The sequence below is a fragment of the Nocardia sp. TBRC8007 genome (assembly GCF_056629435.1).
Window position 1 is genome coordinate 124,468 of sequence record NZ_JBWSOR010000009.1, and the last position, 15,153, is coordinate 139,620.

Consider the following 15,153-nt stretch of genomic DNA (forward strand, 5'->3'; position numbering starts at 1 on the left):
GCGAGCGTAACGGCAGTTCTGGCATACTAAGCCGTCGTTGCGTCTGCTCAGTTGAGCAGGGCTCCCGCCTAGTCGGTCCCGGTTCACGCTGCCCGCGAATTCGCGGGGGCGACCCGGCGGCCATATCTCGAGAGGACATCCATGAAGGCAGGAATTCACCCGGAGTATGTCGATACCACGGTCGTTTGTGGTTGTGGCAATACTTTCCAGACCCGCAGTACCAAGGAGTCCGGGCGCATCACCGTCGAGGTTTGCTCGCAGTGTCACCCGTTCTACACCGGCAAACAGAAGATTCTCGATACCGGGGGTCGAGTGGCCCGCTTCGAGGCCCGCTATGGCAAGCGCGCAGGCAAGAAGGCTGACGCCAAGTAGCTTCCGCCCCGACGCCCGGTCCTGCTGAGCAGGCCGGGCGTCGGTGTTTTGTATGGACAGGTACCAGGAGAAGGAAGCATCGTGACCCAACCGTCCGCGATTGACGACGTATTGGCCGAGTACGCCGGCCTGGAGGCGCAGTTGGCAGATCCCTCGCTACATAGCGACGCGAGTACCGCGCGTCGGGTCGGTAAGCGATTCGCAGAGCTGGCCCCGGTCATGGCCACCCACAAAAAGCTTGTGGCCGCGCGCGACGACTTGTCCGCCGCCAGAGAACTTGCCGCCGACGATGCTGCCTTCGCTGCTGAAGTACCCGACCTGGAACAGCAGGTCGAAAAGCTGGAGCGGGCTCTCGCCGATCTGCTGGCCCCCCGTGATCCACATGATGGCGACGATGTCGTGCTAGAGGTGAAGTCCGGAGAGGGGGGCGAGGAATCCGCGCTGTTCGCCGCCGATCTGGCCCGCATGTACGTGCGTTACGCCGAGCGACGCGGCTGGAAGGTCGAGATTCTCGACGTCACGCTATCGGACCTGGGTGGCTATAAAGAAGCGACACTCTCGATCAAGAGCCGCGACGCCGCACGCGATGGTGTCTGGTCCCGATTCAAGTTCGAGGGCGGGGTACATCGGGTACAGCGGGTGCCCGTTACCGAATCGCAAGGCCGTATCCACACCTCTGCGGCGGGTGTGCTGATCTACCCGGAGCCCGACGAGATCGAACAGGTGCGCATCGATGAGTCGGATCTGCGTATCGATGTCTATCGCTCTTCGGGTAAGGGAGGTCAAGGCGTCAACACCACCGACTCCGCGGTCCGCATCACTCATCTGCCCTCCGGCATCGTGGTCACTTGCCAGAACGAGCGCTCACAGCTGCAGAACAAAGCCCGCGCCATGCAGGTACTCGCGGCCAGACTGCAGGCGTTGGCCGAGGAGCAGGCCGACCAGGAGGCAGCCGCGGGCCGGGCCGATCAGGTCCGCACGGTGGACCGTTCGGAGCGGATCCGTACCTACAACTTTCCGGAGAATCGGATTACCGACCATCGGATCGGCTTCAAAGCGCACAACCTCGATACTGTGCTCGATGGTGATCTCGATGCGTTGCTGGACGCATTGGGAAAAGCGGATCGTGCCGCGCGTATGACCGCGGAGTGAACCCGCTTCGGGCAGAGTCGAGGACTATGCCGACAACTCGAGTTCCTCTGCGTCCTGCGATCAACAGCGCCATCGAGTTATTGCGGACGGCTGGGGTGCACAGTCCGCAGGCCGACGCTGAGCAGTTGGCCGCGCATGTTCTCGGTGTAGAGCGGACCAGGCTAGCACTGACTCCCTTCGTGCCGCCGAATAAGCTGATCGAGTATCGCGAACTGGTCGCCCGCCGGGCGCAGCGCGTTCCGTTGCAGTACTTGACCGGAACCGCCGCGATGGGTGAACTCGATATCGCGGTGGGTCCAGGGGTCTTCATACCGCGTCCGGAAACCGAACTTTTGTTCGAGTGGACGCTACAGCAGTTGGAGTCGCTGCCACATGATCAGGCTCCGATTGTCATCGACTTGTGCACCGGGTCGGGCGCGTTGGCGTTGGCTATCGCGAACGCACGCCCCGATGCCGACGTGCGCGCCATCGAGCTCGATCCTACGGCGTTGCGTTGGGCACAACGCAACGCTGACGCTCGTGCCGCGGAAGGCGATGTGCCGATCATCCTCTACGCCGATGATGTCACAGATCCTGAGCTTTTCACCGAACTGGATGATCGAGTCGACATCATCGTGTCCAATCCGCCCTATATTCCGGAAGGCGCCCGGCTCGATCCCGAAGTGGCCGAGCACGACCCGCCCATCGCGCTTTTCGGTGGCCCTGACGGATTAGAAGTCATCCGCGGCATGGTCCCGAACATCACCCGCTTGCTACGACCAGGCGGCGGCGTCGCCATTGAGCACGACGACACCAACGGTTGGGCTCTGGCCGCGCTTCTGGCCGAACACGGTGATTTCACCGACATTGTCGAACACCCCGACCTGGCAGGAAAACCCCGCTTCGTCGCCGCCACCCGCACCTGAGCGCAAGTCTTTCGATACTCACTGGTACGGCCGGAATACCAGGAGAGGTGGGACAGCATTCTCGGAGAGGCGGGCCAGCATGCCAGGATGGGGGCCGTGAGTACCGTCTACGACTGCGCGGATCCCGATTCGCGCGCCGCCGGACTGTCCGCGGCAACCAGCTCCCTGAAATCCGGACGGTTGGTCGTCCTGCCCACCGACACCCTGTACGGTGTGGCCGCCGACGCATTCGATTCCTCTGCCGTCAGCCTGCTGCTCGAGGCCAAACGCCGTGGCCGGGATATGCCGGTGCCAGTGCTCGTCGGATCGTGGCACACGATCGACGGCTTGGTCTTCTCGGTGCGTCCGCAGGCCCGCGAGCTGATCAGGGCTTTCTGGCCAGGTGGTCTGAGTCTCGTTGTGCAGCAAGCCCCTTCGCTGGCATGGGATCTTGGTGATACGCGTGGAACGGTGATGCTGCGGATGCCGCTGCACCCGGTCGCGCTCGAGTTGCTACGTGAGGTCGGTCCGTTAGCGGTTTCCAGCGCTAACGTGTCCGGACAGCCTCCGGCGAAAACCGCGGCCGAGGCTCGTGATCAACTCGGTACGCTGGTCGGCGTCTACCTCGACGGCGGTCCCGCCGAGCACGCGGTCGCTTCCACCATTGTCGACCTGACCGCCGACCAACCGCGCATCCTGCGTGAAGGGGCGGTGTCGAGCACCGACATCGCTGAGGTGCTCGGCATACCACCGGAGGCGCTCGGCGGCCCCGCCCAGACGCGCGGATGATGGGCTCGAGTGCTGTCGTTCCGCTGCGGGAGCTGCTGGTCGTTCTGCTCATATCCGCGGTGGTGACCTTCTTGGTCACCGGTGGTATCCGTGCGCTGGCGATCGGTTTCGGCGCGATCGCAGTTCCGCGTGATCGGGATGTGCACCTAGAGCCGATTCCACGGATGGGTGGCGTCGGAATATATATCGGGGTGGTCGCGGCAGTATTGTTCGCACACCAGCTACCCGCGATGCGCAACGGTTTCGATTACACCCCCAATATCCCGATCGCGGTGCTGGTAGCAGGCACCCTCATCGTGTTGGTCGGCATCGTCGATGATCGGTGGGGTCTGGACGCGCTGACGAAATTCGCCGGACAGGTGACTGCGGCGGGTGTGATGGCCGCTATGGGGGTGGGTTGGTACGTCATCTACAACCCCTTCAACAACACCACGGTGGTATTGGACGGATTGCAGGGTGGCCTTGTCACCGTCGCGGTCACCGTCACCTTGGTCAACGCGATGAACTTCGTCGATGGGCTGGATGGTCTCGCGGCCGGGCTCGGTCTCATCGCGGCGCTCGCCGTATTCGTGTTCTGCCTGGGTTTGATGAACGAACAAGGTGGTTCGGTCGATACCTATCCGCCCGCGCTGTTGGCCGCCGCGCTCGCGGGTGGATGCCTCGGATTTCTGCCACACAATTTTCAGCCCGCGCGCATATTCATGGGTGACTCCGGTTCGATGCTGATCGGATTGATGCTGGCTGCGATATCGACCGGCGCTTCCGGACGAATTCCGCTGCAGGGGTACGGGACGCGCGACATTGTCGGTCTGCTGTCCCCGTTGCTGCTGGTCGGTGCGGTGATGTTTATTCCGGTGCTCGACCTGCTGCTCGCCATTGTGCGCCGGGTCCGTGCTGGGGTGAGCTTTTCGACACCGGACAAAATGCATCTGCATCATCGCTTGCTACAGATCGGGCATTCACACCGGCGGGTGGTGCTGTTGATCTATTTGTGGGTTGGAGTGCTAGCTTTCGGCGCAGTCGGCACTTCGCTGATGGACCGCAGACTGGTCGTCCTATTGATGGCGGGCGGGTTGGTCTTCGCCTTGGTGATCACGGCGGTCCCTGGGCTCAGGCGGGGGGAGCGGGCGTCCGAGCGTTCGGCGTCCAGGTAAGGTCGGAGGTTGTGAGCTCTACCCCCCAACCCGTCCCAGGTTCGGACGCGCCACTGCGGGCCGCGCTGCGCTACGGCTTGTTCGGTCTGGGTGTGCTGCTGGTTCTGGCGGTCGGGCTCGGTGCCGCGGTTTCGGGGTCATCCGGTATATGGGGCGCACTGCTCGGCGCCGCCATCGGCGGCGGCTTCATCCTCACCACCGCGGCCGTCGTGTTATTCGGCGCGAAACTGCCACCGAGCACCGCCGGGCTGGTCATGTTGGCCAGCTGGGTGGGTAAAATGCTGGTCGCGCTGGTGGTCGTCGCGATTCTTCAGCGATTCGCTTTTTACGACCGGGTCGTGCTGTTCCTCACCGTGGTGGGAGCGTTGGTCATTGTGCTCGGTGCGGAGACCTATGGCGTTGTGCGGCAAAAAGTTCCCTACGTGGAAACCGTCGGCGCCGAGAGGGAGAACACTCCGGATACCCGTGAGTAATAAAATGCCCACCCCCTACACGTCGTCGTAGTCGGCTTGGTAAAGTCTTGGTAAGCAAGCGACCAAGCGAGGGGCCACCTGCGGGAACCCTGAGCGTGGCCGCTATGCTTACTGCCGTACCGGGCTCCGAGCGTGTACCGGTTCTGCATGTCGACGATGTCGCCGACACACGTACAGACGCCGGGTGGGATCCAACCGCCGCACAGCTGCTGACGAACTTCGAGCCGACCTGAGTCGACCACATTGATCGTCAATGTCCGATCGAACCGCGGGAGAGACCATACCCGCGGCCCGAACACGGGAGAGAACGCTGAGCGTCACCACTCTGGCGGCCGAGTTCCACGCGCCGTCGCTTACCGACTTCTTCCCTCCAGCTGTGCTGTTCGAGGGTACGCCGTTCGAACTCGATCGATTGATGCTGATCCGTATCGTGATGACCGCTGTTCTGGTCATCGTGATGCTGCTGGCATTCCGTTCGCCGAAGATCGTTCCGCGCGGACTGCAGAATGTCGCGGAAATCGGCCTGGTCTTCGTCAAGGAGCAGATCTGCGACGAAGTACTCGGCAAGGAATCGGGCCGGAGATTCTTCCCGCTGATCGCCACGATTTTCTTCACGGTTCTCTTCCTGAACTTCTCTGGTGTCATTCCAGGGATGAACATCTCGTCGAACGCTCGAATCGGTATGCCACTGGTTCTGGCTGTTATCGCCTACCTGGCCTTCAATTACGTCGGTATCCGGAAGTACGGCTTCCTCAACTACATGCGCAGCAGCATCGTCGTGCCGAACGTTCCCCCCGCACTACATGTACTGCTGATTCCGATCGAGTTCGTCTCTACTTTCATTCTGCGTCCGTTCACGCTGACCGTCCGACTTCTGGCGAACATGCTGGCCGGCCACATCATGCTGGTGCTGTTCTTCAGCGCGACCTGGTTCTTCCTGTTCGACGCCGCTGCGTGGATGAAGGTGTTCTCGCCGTTCTCGCTACTGGCGGGACTCGGATTCACGCTGTTCGAGTTGTTGGTCATCTTCCTGCAAGCCTATGTGTTTGCGCTGCTGACCGCCGTGTACATCAGTCTCGCCCAGCACGCGGCCGACCACTGACCCGACCGAAACAACTACCAGAAATCTGCTACACCACGCCGACCGGCGGGTGAGCAACAGAAAGGGAATGGAAGACTCATGAGCCTCGCTTACCTGGCCCAGGAAGCCGCGACCACCGCTGAGAGCACGGTCAAGGGCTACGGCGCCGTTGGTTACGGCCTGGCCGCGATCGGCCCCGGTATCGGTGTCGGCATCGTCGTCGGTAAGGCGATCGAAGGTATCGCCCGGCAGCCCGAGCTGTCCGGCCAGATCCGGACCAACATGTTCCTCGGTATCGCTTTCACCGAGGCGCTGGCCCTGATCGGTCTCGTCGCCGGCTTCATTTTCTGATCCCCATGTACGAGTCAGTTTTGCTCGCGGCGGCGGAGGGAGAGGAAGTGAACCCACTCCTCCCCGCAACGTATGACATCATCTGGTCGGTTGTCTGCGTCAGCATCATCGGGGTCCTCTTCTACAAGTACGTGGCCCCACGCCTGACGAAGGCGCTCGATGAGCGTTCCGACAAGATCGAGGGCGGCATCGCTCGTGCCGAGGCCGCGCAGGAACAGGCACAGCTCACCCTGCAGCAGTACCAGCAGCAGCTGGCCGAAGCTCGGCTGGAGGCCGCTCGCATCCGGGAAGAGGCGCGTAGCCAGGGCCAGGAGATCCTCGCTCAGATGCGTGCCGATGCCCAGGCCGAGAGCGACCGCGTCATCGCGGCGGGCCATACGCAGCTGGAAGCACAGCGCCAGCAGATCCTGACCGAGCTGCGCGCCGAAGTCGGTCGCACGGCCGTCGACCTGGCCGAGAAGATCATCGGACAGTCGGTATCGGATGAGGCTAAGCAGGCGGCATCGATCGAGCGGTTCCTCGACGAGCTCGACGCATCCGACGCAGGCATCGGGGTCGGAAGGTAACGACGCGAAAGTGAGAAGCATGTACGCAGCGAGCCGCGAGGCCAGCACCCGGTCTCGGGAGGCGCTTCGGGGCGCTCTGACCGGAAGCGATAGTGCCGCGGCCACGACAGGGTCGGAACTATTCGCCGTTGTCGCCGTGCTGGACGACCAGCGTTCGCTGCGTGTGGCGCTCGCGGACGTGTCGGTGCCGGGTTCCGCTCGTGCGGAACTCTGCGAGCGGGTCTTCGGCGGCAAGGTCAGTGCTGCCACGCTGGCGGTGCTGACCACCGCGGTCGCGCAGGATTGGTCGCGCACCGCCGACTTGATCGACACCTTGATCCTGCTCGGCCAGGAGGCACTGCTGGAGTCGGCGGCCAATGGTGGCAGGCTGGAGGTGGTCGAGGACGAACTGTTTCGACTCGGCCGAATCATCAGCGACAATCCCGAGCTGGAGCAGGCACTGTCGGATCGGTCGAAGCCGGCTTCGGCCAAGCAGGAGCTGCTCACCGGACTGCTGGCGGGCAAGACGGAACCCGTCACCAGGACTTTGGCCGAGCAAGTGGTGACCAGGCAGCGTTCGGGTATCGGCGCGGCCTTCGACGAGCTGTCCGACTTGGCAGCGGCTCGCCGCGAGCAGATCGTCGCGCATGTGCGCGCCGCGATCGGGCTCACCCAGCAGCAGCGCGACCGGCTGGCCGCTTCGTTGCAGCGTATCTACGGCAAGCCCGTCACAGTGCATGTTCAGGTCGATCCGAATTTGCTGAGCGGAGTCGTCGTGCGCGTCGGTGACGACATCATCGACGGCAGCGCCATCGGCCGACTGGAGAAGCTGCGTCGGGCCCTGACCTGACGCGCCACCAACACCCCGACATTCCAGACCAGACAGCGAGAGCAGGAAGAACATGGCGGAGCTGACGATCTCCTCCGATGAGATCCGTAGCGCGATCGAGAGCTACACCCAGAGCTATACCCCCGAGACCTCCATCGAAGAAGTCGGCGTGGTCACCGACACCAGCGACGGCATCGCGCATGTCAGCGGCCTGCCCTCGGCGATGGCCAATGAGCTGCTCGAGTTCCAGGGCGGTGTGCTCGGTGTCGCGCTCAACCTCGAAGATCGTGAGATCGGTGCGGTCATCCTCGGCGAGTACGCCGAGATCGAGGAGGGCCAGCAGGTGCGCCGGACCGGCGACGTGCTCTCGGTTCCGGTCGGCGACAAATTCCTCGGCCGCGTCGTGAATCCGCTCGGTCAGCCGATCGACGGTCTCGGTGAGATCGAAGCCGAACAGCAGCGTGTGCTGGAGCTGCAGGCCGCGACTGTGCTGGAGCGTCAGCCGGTCGAGGAGCCGATGGCCACCGGCATCACCGCCATCGACGCGCTGACCGCGATCGGTCGTGGTCAGCGTCAGTTGATCATCGGCGACCGCAAGACCGGCAAGACCGCGGTTTGCATCGACGCGATTCTCAACCAGAAGGCCAACTGGGAGTCCGGCGACCCCACCAAGCAGATGCGCTGCATTTATGTCGCTATCGGCCAGAAGGGTTCCACCATCGCAGGCGTGAAAGCCGCGCTGGAGGAGCACGGCGCGATGGAGTACACCACCATCGTCGCGGCGCCCGCCTCGGACTCCGCCGGCTTCAAGTGGTTGGCGCCCTACACCGGTTCGGCTCTCGGCCAGCACTGGATGTACCAGGGCAAGCACGTGCTGATCGTATTCGACGACCTGACCAAGCAGGCCGAGGCATACCGTGCCATCTCGCTGCTGCTGCGTCGCCCGCCGGGCCGCGAGGCGTACCCGGGTGACGTCTTCTATCTGCACTCCCGTCTGCTGGAGCGCTGCGCGAAGCTGTCCGACGAAATGGGCGCGGGTTCGATGACCGGTCTGCCGATCATCGAGACCAAGGCCAACGACATCTCGGCATTCATTCCGACCAACGTCATCTCCATCACCGACGGCCAGGTCTTCCTGGAGTCCGATCTGTTCAACAAGGGTGTCCGCCCGGCGATCAACGTCGGTACCTCGGTTTCCCGCGTCGGTGGCGCTGCCCAGACCAAGGGCATGAAGAAGGTCGCCGGCTCGCTGCGTCTGGAAATGGCGCAGTACCGCGAGCTGGAGGCGTTCTCCGCCTTCGCCTCCGATCTCGACGCTGCGTCGTTGGCACAGCTAGAGCGCGGAGCCCGCTGGGTCGAGTTGCTCAAGCAGGATCAATACTCACCGGTGCCGGTCGAGGATCAGATCGTCTCGATCTACCTGGTCGACGGCGGTTACTACGACTCGGTTCCGGTTGTCGACATCCGTCGGTTCAACACCGAACTGATCGAGGACTTGCACCGCACCGCGGCCGACTCCTTCAAGGCCATCGAGGGCGGCAAGGTGCTCGACGGCGACGCGGCCGAGGCGATCAAGGCCGCTACCGATAAGTTCAAGCAGGGCTTCCTCGCTTCCGACGGCAGCCGTGTGGTGAACGAGCCCGCTGCCGGTGAGCTCGGCCATGAAGAGGTCGAATCGCTGTCGGTGACCCGCAAGCACGTCGAGAAGTGACGCGAGTAGGCAATGCGCTATTCGATCAGCAGCATGAGCGGCCGGAGCCGTGAGCGCTGCCAAACTACTGCCGCGAATGAAGGGAGTGTGAACCGCTGATGGCAAGCTTGCGTGAATTGCGCTCCCGCATTCGTGGTGTGAATTCGATCAAGAAGATCACCAAGGCCCAAGAGCTGATCGCGACCTCGCGAATCTCCAAAGCTCAGGCCAGGGTCGCGGCTGCGAAGCCGTACGCGGAGGAGATCACCAAGGTCCTCAGTGAGCTGGCGAGCGCGTCGAAGAACTTGTCGCATCCGCTGTTGACCGAGCGGCCCGACGCTCGCCGGGCGGCGGTGCTGGTGATCACCAGTGACAGCGGCATGTGTGGTGGCTACAACTCGAACGTGCTCAAGCGTGCTGAAGAGCTGATGACAACCTTGCGTGGCGAGGGGAAGGAGCCGGTGCTCTACGTCATGGGCAATAAGGGCCTGACGTATTACACCTTCCGTAATCGCCCCTTCGTGTCGGCTTGGACCGGGTTCTCACAGCAGCCGAAGTACACCGACGCCTCGACAGCCTGCCACCATCTGGTAGATGCCTTCATGGCCGGTTCCGATGGTGCGGTTCCGGCTCCGAATGGGACGGGCGACATCGCCGGTATCGACGAACTGCACATCGTCTACACCCGATTCGTATCGATGCTCACTCAGACGCCGGAGGTGCGCAGGCTCGCCCCCATCCAGGTGAGCTTCGTCGACGAGAGCTTCGACTTGGGTGAAGGCATCGTGTCGGATTCGCCGACCGCGGATGTCCACGCGCAGTACGAATTCGAGCCCGACGCCGATGTGCTGCTGGCGGCGCTGCTGCCGAAGTACGTCAATACGCGTATCTACGCGTCATTGCTCGAGGCAGCGGCATCCGAGTCAGCGGCTCGGCGCACCGCAATGAAGGCCGCCACCGACAACGCCAACGAACTGGCCAGTGTGCTCACGCGTCAGGCGAACTCGGTGCGTCAGGCTCACATCACGCAGGAAATCAGCGAAATCGTCGGCGGCGTGAACGCGCTGGCCGCGAGCTCGGACCGCGACTAAGCGCCCATAGACACGGAGAGAACCAACACCAATGACCGCAGCTGCCACTCGAGACAACACGAGCCGGACCGGCGCCGCAGGCCGCGTCGCCCGGGTCATCGGCCCCGTCGTGGACGTCGAATTCCCGCGCGGAGCCATCCCCGAACTGTTCAACGCCCTGCACGCCGAGATCACCTTGACTTCGGTGGCCAAGACGCTGACCCTCGAGGTCGCCCAGCACCTCGGCGATAACATCGTGCGCACTATCTCGATGCAGCCGACCGATGGCCTGGTCCGTGGTGCCACGGTCACCGACACAGGCAAGCCGATCTCGGTGCCGGTCGGTGATGTGGTAAAAGGCCACGTCTTCAATGCGCTGGGCGACTGCCTGGACACCCCAGGCCTCGGCCGAGAGGGCGAGCAGTGGGGCATCCACCGTAAGCCGCCGTCGTTCGACCAGCTAGAGGGTAAGACCGAGATTCTGGAGACCGGCATCAAGGTCATCGACTTGCTCACCCCGTACGTAAAGGGTGGCAAGATCGGTCTGTTCGGTGGTGCGGGCGTCGGCAAGACCGTGCTGATCCAGGAGATGATCACCCGTATCGCACGGGAGTTCTCCGGCACCTCAGTGTTCGCCGGAGTCGGCGAACGTACCCGTGAGGGAACCGACCTCCGGCTCGAGATGGAGGAGATGGGAGTTCTCCAGGACACCGCCCTGGTTTTCGGCCAGATGGACGAGCCGCCAGGCACCCGTATGCGCGTCGCTCTTTCAGCGCTGACCATGGCCGAGTACTTCCGCGACGTGCAGCACCAGGACGTGCTGTTGTTCATCGACAACATCTTCCGCTTCACCCAGGCCGGTTCCGAGGTGTCGACCCTGCTCGGCCGCATGCCTTCAGCTGTGGGTTACCAGCCGACCCTGGCTGACGAGATGGGTGAGCTGCAGGAGCGCATCACCTCGACCCGCGGCCGCTCCATCACGTCACTGCAGGCCATCTACGTGCCTGCCGACGACTACACCGACCCCGCTCCGGCGACCACCTTCGCCCACCTGGACGCGACGACCGAGCTTTCTCGCCCGATTTCGCAGAAGGGCATCTACCCAGCTGTCGACCCGCTGACCTCGACCTCTCGCATTCTGGAGGCCTCAATCGTCGGCGACCGGCACTTCGCGGTGGCCAACGAGGTGAAGCGGATCTTGCAGAAGTACAAGGAGCTGCAGGACATCATCGCCATTCTCGGTATGGACGAGCTCTCCGAAGAGGACAAGGTTCTCGTCGGTCGCGCCCGTCGGCTGGAGAAGTTCCTCGGCCAGAACTTCATCGTCGCTGAGAAGTTCACCGGCCAGCCGGGTTCGGTCGTGCCGCTGGAGCAGACCATCGATGATTTCGATCGGGTCTGCAAGGGTGAGTTCGATCACTTCCCGGAGCAGGCGTTCAACAGCTGTGGTGGTCTCGACGACGTCGAGGCGGCCGCGAAGAAGATCGCCGGAAAGTAGTCACCGATGGCGGAAATGTCAGTTGATCTCGTCGCGGTCGAGCGACTGCTCTGGTCAGGCCAGGCATCGTTCGTCAGTGCGCAGACCACCGAGGGTCAGATCGGCATCATGCCGGGACACGAGCCCCTGCTCGGCCAACTGGTCGAGGGCGGAACTGTCACCATCATGGATACCGAAGGGCGACGTATCGTCGCCGCGGTGCATGGTGGTTTTTTCTCAGTGACCTCGAACTCTGTGCGGGTACTAGCCGAACTGGCGGAATTCGCCGACGAGGTGGATGTCGAGGCGGCCCGCCGGGTGTTGGCCGACTCGGCCGCCAGCACAGAGCAACAGAAAGCGGCTCAGGCGAGGGTGCGCGCGGTCGAGCAGAACGCACACGCCTGACCAGCAACCTGTCAGCGAGCATATGGCTGTCGGCGGTGAAGATTCTCTTCGCCGCCGACAGCCAGCTTCATAGGTGAGTTGGATATGGCTGGTCCGTTTGTACACTCGGGACCATGATTGAATGACCGCACGCGGTGAGTGCGCCAGGCGCCTCGGGGCGGCAGCCTGTGCCATATACGGAGGGCCTGCGAACACCGCTAATCGAATGCCGTGTCGATGACATGGCGGCGGAGCGAAGGGATGAACGGCATTGCAGACCGGGATGGTTCTTCTGATCATTCTGGTGTTCATGCTCGTGTTTCTCGCGTTGGCCTCGATTTACCGCTTGATCATGTTGCGCCGCGGTGGAACTGCCGCGATTCTGCGCGTATTGCCTGCTCATGGTGGTCAGGGGTGGCGGCATGGGCTGATCCGCTATGACGAGGACCGGCTTGTTTTCTTCAAACTCACCAGCCTCAAACTAGGTCCGGACTCCACGATCAGGCGCAGGGGCATCGACATCGGCAACCGACGTGGTCCGCGCGGTGATGAATACGACATCATGACCGAAGATATCGCTGTGATCGCGGTGTCGAACCCGACCGGTGGCTTCGAGTTGGCATTGGATCGTGACTCGCTGACCGCGTTCCTCTCCTGGGTGGAATCCCGTCCTTCCGACCGAACCCGGCGGATGCCGGGGCTTTGACATCTAGGCTTGGCTCGTGAGCGTGCATTTAACGCGGATCTATACCAGGACCGGCGATGGGGGAACCACAGGACTGAGCGACTTCTCCCGAGTAGCGAAAATCGATCCGCGGCTGGTCGCCTATGCCGACTGCGACGAGACGAACGCGGCGATCGGCGTGTCGATTGCTCTCGGTCGACCGGAGGTGTCGATACTCACGGTGTTGCGACAGCTGCAGAACGATCTGTTCGACGCAGGCGCAGATCTCTCGACGCCTGTGGTGGCGGAGCCGAAATACCCACCGTTGCGCATCACCCAGACGTATATCGATCGACTCGAAACGTGGTGTGACGAGTTCAATGCCGAATTGCCCGCGCTGAACTCGTTCATACTACCCGGGGGCACGCCGCTGGCAGCTCTGCTGCACACCGCGCGCACTGTGGCCCGTCGTGCGGAACGTTCGGCATGGGCTGCGATCGCAGCATATCCGCACGACACGAGCACCTTGCCTGCCAAATACCTCAATCGCTTGTCGGATCTGCTGTTCATCCTGAGCCGAGTGGCCAATCCTGACGGGGATATCCTGTGGCAGCCCGGTGGAGATCAGCTGAATCCCTGATCGTGCTGCACCCACAAGTGCGTACCTGAGCGTTCACCGGGTATGTCGGCTACACGGCGGGCTGCCTATGGTCTGCGGAACGCCCACCTTGCGGCGCTTGCTGGAATGGCAGAGACGTGAGGCGGCACCACAGCCCGCCGCCGCAACTATCCTTGCACCAACAGTGCGCCGAATACGCGGAGAGGCGGCATGGAACGGTTTTTGGTTACCGGCGGTAATCGGCTCGTCGGCGAGGTTACGGTTGGGGGCGCCAAGAACAGCGTCCTCAAATTGATGGCCGCTGCCTTGCTGACCGAAGGCACCACCACGATCACGAACTGTCCGGACATCCTCGATGTACCGCTTATGGGCGATGTGCTGCGCGGCCTCGGCTGTGAGGTGATCATCGACAGTGGGGTGGTCACTATCACCACGCCTACGGAACCGAAGTACCACGCGGATTTCCCCGCTGTTACTCAATTCCGTGCGTCGGTGTGTGTCCTAGGTCCCCTGATGGCGAGATGCAAGCGCGCAGTTGTCGCACTGCCCGGCGGTGACGCGATCGGCTCCCGTCCACTCGATATGCACCAGGCTGGCCTGCGCCTACTCGGCGCGACCAGTGAGATCGAGCACGGCTGCGTAGTAGCCAGGGCCGATGATCTGCAGGGCGCCAGAATTCGCCTTGATTTCCCCTCGGTCGGCGCGACCGAGAACATCCTTATGGCGGCTGTACTCGCCGAAGGCGAGACAGTAATCGACAACGCCGCGCGTGAGCCCGACATCGTAGACCTCTGCAACATGCTCATCCAGATGGGCGCACGGATCAGTGGAGCGGGAACCTCAGTGCTCACCATTCAGGGCGTCGAACGGCTCTCGCCTACCACCCACAGCGTCATCGGAGATCGAATCGTGGCCGCGACTTGGGGGATCGCTGCCACGATGACGATGGGAGATGTGCGCGTCAGTGGCGTGAACCCTAAGCACCTGGCCTTGGTGCTGGATAAGTTGCGTTCCGCGGGTGCGCGAATTTCGTTTGAGCAGGACGGCTTTCGCGTGGTCCAGGCAGAGCGGCCGCGCGCAGTGAACTTCTCGACGTTGCCGTTCCCCGGATTTCCGACCGATCTGCAGCCGATGGCCATCGGTTTGGCCGCTATCTCCGACGGGACTTCGATGATTACCGAGAATATTTTCGAAGCACGTTTCCGCTTCGTAGAAGAGATGATCCGGCTCGGTGCGGACGCGCGTACCGATGGGCACCACGCAGTAGTGCGCGGGATTCCTAGGTTATCGAGCGCACCGGTGTGGTCGTCCGATATCAGGGCGGGTGCAGGCTTGGTGCTCGCCGGCTTGGTCGCAGACGGGACTACCGAGGTGCACGATGTCTTCCACATCGACCGTGGCTATCCGAACTTTGTCGAGCAGCTACGGGCGCTGGGCGGTGATGTCGCCAGGGTCGGTGTCGCGGAATGATCGCCGATTTGATTCCGAGCATCGACCGGTGGCGACGGTTGTGCCGGGCAGTTCTACGAAAATGCTTTCTGACCAGGAGATTTGACATCGCTCGCCGAGGCACGTAACTTATTTCAGGTCAGAGCGACACGGACACCGACCTGGGGCCG

The 15,153-nt window shown here is 62.8% G+C and carries 17 protein-coding genes; all 17 read left to right on the plus strand.

All coding sequences use genetic code 11. The features are described 5' to 3' along the window. Window positions 1-141 precede the first annotated feature (141 nt). The 17 genes from rpmE to murA all read left to right on the plus strand — a co-directional run bounded on the left by rpmE (window position 142) and on the right by murA (window position 15,004). Window positions 142-372, plus strand: coding sequence for a 50S ribosomal protein L31 (gene rpmE / locus ACX4ZE_RS11220; protein ID WP_480273300.1), 231 nt, complete (start codon window positions 142-144; stop codon window positions 370-372). Window positions 373-453: 81 nt separating this feature from the next. Continuing rightward, a complete protein-coding gene (gene prfA, locus ACX4ZE_RS11225) occupies window positions 454-1,524 on the plus strand; it encodes a peptide chain release factor 1 (RefSeq protein WP_480273301.1) in 1,071 nt (356 codons plus the stop codon). A 26-nt stretch (window positions 1,525-1,550) separates the two neighbouring features. Then, window positions 1,551-2,429: a peptide chain release factor N(5)-glutamine methyltransferase gene (gene prmC / locus ACX4ZE_RS11230; protein WP_480273302.1), complete on the plus strand. Its 879-nt coding sequence runs from the start codon at window positions 1,551-1,553 to the stop codon at window positions 2,427-2,429. Between the two features lie 96 nt (window positions 2,430-2,525). Beyond that, window positions 2,526-3,197 carry an L-threonylcarbamoyladenylate synthase gene (locus ACX4ZE_RS11235; protein WP_480273303.1) on the plus strand — a complete coding sequence of 224 codons (672 nt, stop codon included), beginning with the start codon at window positions 2,526-2,528 and terminating at the stop codon, window positions 3,195-3,197. Continuing rightward, window positions 3,194-4,351, plus strand: a complete 1,158-nt coding sequence (locus ACX4ZE_RS11240) for a glycosyltransferase family 4 protein (protein ID WP_480273304.1) — start codon at window positions 3,194-3,196, stop codon at window positions 4,349-4,351. Before ACX4ZE_RS11235 ends, ACX4ZE_RS11240 begins: the two co-directional genes overlap by 4 nt. Before the next feature lie 11 nt (window positions 4,352-4,362). Next, the gene (locus tag ACX4ZE_RS11245) at window positions 4,363-4,824 is read left to right on the plus strand and encodes a Cg1360 family ATP-synthase-associated protein (protein ID WP_480273305.1); all 462 of its coding nucleotides are present in this window, start codon (window positions 4,363-4,365) and stop codon (window positions 4,822-4,824) included. A 253-nt stretch (window positions 4,825-5,077) separates the two neighbouring features. After that, window positions 5,078-5,926, plus strand: coding sequence for a F0F1 ATP synthase subunit A (gene atpB, locus ACX4ZE_RS11250; RefSeq protein ID WP_480273306.1), 849 nt, complete (start codon window positions 5,078-5,080; stop codon window positions 5,924-5,926). 78 nt (window positions 5,927-6,004) lie between these two features. Continuing rightward, window positions 6,005-6,256 carry an ATP synthase F0 subunit C gene (locus ACX4ZE_RS11255; RefSeq protein WP_480273307.1) on the plus strand — a complete coding sequence of 84 codons (252 nt, stop codon included), beginning with the start codon at window positions 6,005-6,007 and terminating at the stop codon, window positions 6,254-6,256. A gap of 5 nt (window positions 6,257-6,261) precedes the next feature. Next, window positions 6,262-6,822, plus strand: coding sequence for a F0F1 ATP synthase subunit B (locus tag ACX4ZE_RS11260; RefSeq protein ID WP_480273308.1), 561 nt, complete (start codon window positions 6,262-6,264; stop codon window positions 6,820-6,822). A gap of 19 nt (window positions 6,823-6,841) precedes the next feature. Continuing rightward, window positions 6,842-7,651: a F0F1 ATP synthase subunit delta gene (locus tag ACX4ZE_RS11265; RefSeq protein ID WP_480273309.1), complete on the plus strand. Its 810-nt coding sequence runs from the start codon at window positions 6,842-6,844 to the stop codon at window positions 7,649-7,651. A gap of 52 nt (window positions 7,652-7,703) precedes the next feature. Continuing rightward, on the plus strand, window positions 7,704-9,341 hold the full coding sequence (gene atpA, locus ACX4ZE_RS11270) for a F0F1 ATP synthase subunit alpha (RefSeq protein ID WP_480273310.1): 1,638 nt from the start codon (window positions 7,704-7,706) through the stop codon (window positions 9,339-9,341). 98 nt (window positions 9,342-9,439) lie between these two features. Then, window positions 9,440-10,411 (plus strand): F0F1 ATP synthase subunit gamma, encoded by a 972-nt coding sequence (locus tag ACX4ZE_RS11275; RefSeq protein WP_480273311.1) that lies wholly within the window; start codon window positions 9,440-9,442, stop codon window positions 10,409-10,411. 31 nt (window positions 10,412-10,442) lie between these two features. After that, complete coding sequence (gene atpD, locus ACX4ZE_RS11280; RefSeq protein WP_480273312.1) at window positions 10,443-11,888, plus strand: F0F1 ATP synthase subunit beta; 1,446 nt, start codon at window positions 10,443-10,445, stop codon at window positions 11,886-11,888. A 6-nt stretch (window positions 11,889-11,894) separates the two neighbouring features. Further along, entirely contained in the window at window positions 11,895-12,272 is a 378-nt protein-coding gene (locus tag ACX4ZE_RS11285) for a F0F1 ATP synthase subunit epsilon (RefSeq protein WP_480273313.1), read from the plus strand. A gap of 262 nt (window positions 12,273-12,534) precedes the next feature. Continuing rightward, entirely contained in the window at window positions 12,535-12,957 is a 423-nt protein-coding gene (locus ACX4ZE_RS11290; RefSeq protein WP_480273314.1) for a DUF2550 domain-containing protein, read from the plus strand. A gap of 16 nt (window positions 12,958-12,973) precedes the next feature. Beyond that, window positions 12,974-13,555, plus strand: coding sequence for a cob(I)yrinic acid a,c-diamide adenosyltransferase (locus ACX4ZE_RS11295; RefSeq protein ID WP_480273315.1), 582 nt, complete (start codon window positions 12,974-12,976; stop codon window positions 13,553-13,555). 189 nt (window positions 13,556-13,744) lie between these two features. Continuing rightward, window positions 13,745-15,004, plus strand: a complete 1,260-nt coding sequence (murA, locus tag ACX4ZE_RS11300; RefSeq protein ID WP_480273316.1) for a UDP-N-acetylglucosamine 1-carboxyvinyltransferase — start codon at window positions 13,745-13,747, stop codon at window positions 15,002-15,004. Window positions 15,005-15,153 lie beyond the last annotated feature (149 nt).